Raw genomic sequence first — 2,482 nt, 5'->3', positions numbered from 1 at the left:
TGTGTTTCGGCGTGGAATGTTGACCCCCCTGGCGGGGTGACCGGCGTCCAATTTTGACCCCCCACCTGTTTCGTCTGACCATCCGTCTTTTGCTGACGGATGGAGGGGGAGTTGAAGCGAGTGGATACGATTGCGCGTGTTCGTCGAGCCTTCCATGTTCAGGGCTGGTCGGTGAAGAAGATCGTTCGGGAGCTGCATGTGTCCCGCAACACGGTGCGCAAGATTCTGCGTTCCGATGATACTGACTTTTCCTACGAGAGAGAACGCCAGCCGCTACCGAAGACCGGGGCTTGGAAAGCCGAGATCGAGCGCTTCCTGGCCGCGAACGAAGGCAAGCCATCTCGCGAGCGACTGACGCTGATCCGGATTTACGAAGAGCTTCGAGCACTGGGTTACGACGGTAGTTACGATGCGATCCGCCGCTATGCGAAGGGATGGTCAAAGGACCGGGGTGCCGTGACGGCCGAGGCCTACGTGCCGCTCTACTATGCGCCAGGCGAAGCCTATCAGTTCGACTGGAGCCATGAGATCGTTCTGATCCAGGGCGTGACGACGACGGTGAAGGTTGCGCATGTCCGGCTCTGCCACAGCCGGATGATGTTCGCGCGAGCCTATATGCGCGAGAGCCAGGAGATGGTGTTTGACGCGCACGACAAAGCCTTCGACTTCTTCCGTGGCACCTGCACACGCGGCATCTACGACAACATGAAGACGGCGGTCGAGGCCGTCTTTATCGGCAAGGAGCGGCTCTACAATCGCCGCTTCCTCCAGATGTGCAGCCATTATCTCGTCCATCCCGTAGCTTGCACGCCCGCATCCGGTTGGGAGAAGGGACAGGTCGAGAACCAGGTCGGCCTCGTGCGCGAGCGCTTCTTCACGCCGCGTCTGAGGGTCAAAAGCCTGGAGGAACTGAATGTCTGGCTACTCGACAAATGCGTTGCCTATGCCAAGGCCCATAGCCACCCTGAACAGACGGCTCAGACGATCTGGCAGATGTTCGAGGCTGAACGTGGGTGCCTTGTGCGTTATGCCGGGCCGTTCGATGGCTTCCACTGCGTGCCCGCCTCGGTGTCGAAGACGTGCACCGTCCGTTTCGACAACAACAAATACTCGGTTCTATCGACGGCCGTCGGCCGCCCTGTAGAGGTTCATGCCTATGCGAACCGGATCGTCATCAAGCAGGATGGGGTGACGGTCGCGGAACATCAGCGCAGCTTTGGCCGCGGCGATACCGTCTATGATCCCTGGCATTACATCCCTGTCCTCGCTCGCAAACCCGGTGCCTTGCGCAACGGTGCTCCTTTCCGGGAATGGGTTTTGCCAGCCGCGATGGAGAGGGTTCGCAAGCGGTTGAAGAGCGTCGATGACGGTGACCGACAGATGGTCACCATACTCGGATGCGTGCCCGCCGATGGTCTTGCTGCGGTCGAGGCAGCTTGCCAGGAGGCGCTTGAGCACGGCGTCTGCTCGGCCTCGGTGATCATCAATATTCTGGCGCGAAGCCGCGATCCGGCTCCGGCGGTAACTCTGCAAATCCCCGATGCGCTTCGGCTTGCCCATGAGCCGGTCGCCGACTGCGCCCGTTATGATAGGCTCAGGAGGGCAAGTTAATGGAACGTACAGACGTTCTCGAATTGATGAGCACGCTGAAGCTCTACGGAATGCGCAGCGCCTATGACGAGATCATGGGCAATGGCATCAAACGGCAACACGAACCACCGCGCATCGTCGGTGACCTCCTGCAGTCGGAGATCGCCGAGAAGCAGGCTCGGTCCATTCGCTACCAGCTCAGTATCGCCAAGCTGCCGTTGGCGAAAGACATCCACGACTTTGACTTCACCGACACGCCCGTCAATGAACCCCTGGTGCGGGAACTGGCCGCCGGCAACTTCGTCGCCGACCAGCGCAACATCGTCCTCGTCGGTGGCACGGGAACAGGCAAGACCCATCTGGCCATCGCGATTGCCCGTGCGCTCATCCGCAACGGCACGCGCGGCCGCTTCTTCAATGTCGTCGACCTGGTCAATCGGCTGGAAACGGAAGCGCGCAACGGCAAGCAGGGCCGGATGACCGATTACCTCACACGCCTCGACTTCATCATCCTCGATGAACTCGGTTACCTGCCATTCGCGCAGGCCGGTGGCCAGCTCCTGTTCCACCTGATCAGCAGGCTCTATGAGCGCACCTCGATCATCGTCACCACGAACCTCGCCTTCGGTGAATGGCCGTCGGTGTTTGGCGATGCGAAGATGACGACGGCTCTCCTCGACCGTCTGACCCACCACTGCGAGATCGTGGAAACCGGAAACGAGTCATGGCGCTTTAAAAACCGCTCTCAAAGCTAAAGCCGAAGATACCCATCACCCGCACTTGGCCTTCCCTTTGCAACCCCGGCCAGCGCCGGGCAGGCCAAGCGCTGATCGTCTACAGGGGGGTGAATATTGGACGCCGATAAGGGGTCAACATTGCGAGCCGATTGACA

At 60.1% G+C, this 2,482-nt stretch carries 1 protein-coding gene and 1 pseudogene; both read left to right on the top strand.

Translation table 11 applies throughout. The features are described 5' to 3' along the window. Positions 1-111 precede the first annotated feature (111 nt). Positions 112-1,678, top strand: a pseudogene (gene istA / locus AC1DIJ_RS30835) (IS21 family transposase). After that, positions 1,611-2,345: an IS21-like element helper ATPase IstB gene (gene istB, locus AC1DIJ_RS30830; RefSeq protein WP_112390952.1), complete on the top strand. Its 735-nt coding sequence runs from the start codon at positions 1,611-1,613 to the stop codon at positions 2,343-2,345. Before istA ends, istB begins: the two are co-directional and overlap by 68 nt. The last annotated feature ends 137 nt before the right edge of the window (positions 2,346-2,482 follow it).

The sequence above is a fragment of the Rhizobium sp. 10N427 genome (genome assembly GCF_056394605.1).
The sequence above is the reverse complement of the archived record's forward strand: the minus strand, read 5'-3'. Positions and strand labels throughout refer to the sequence as shown.

What these genes read in the sequence shown, in the direction of transcription:
- istB (WP_112390952.1), top strand. Translation starts at nt 1,611, where the DNA reads ATGGAACGTACAGACGTTCTCGAATTGATGAGCACGCTGAAGCTCTAC.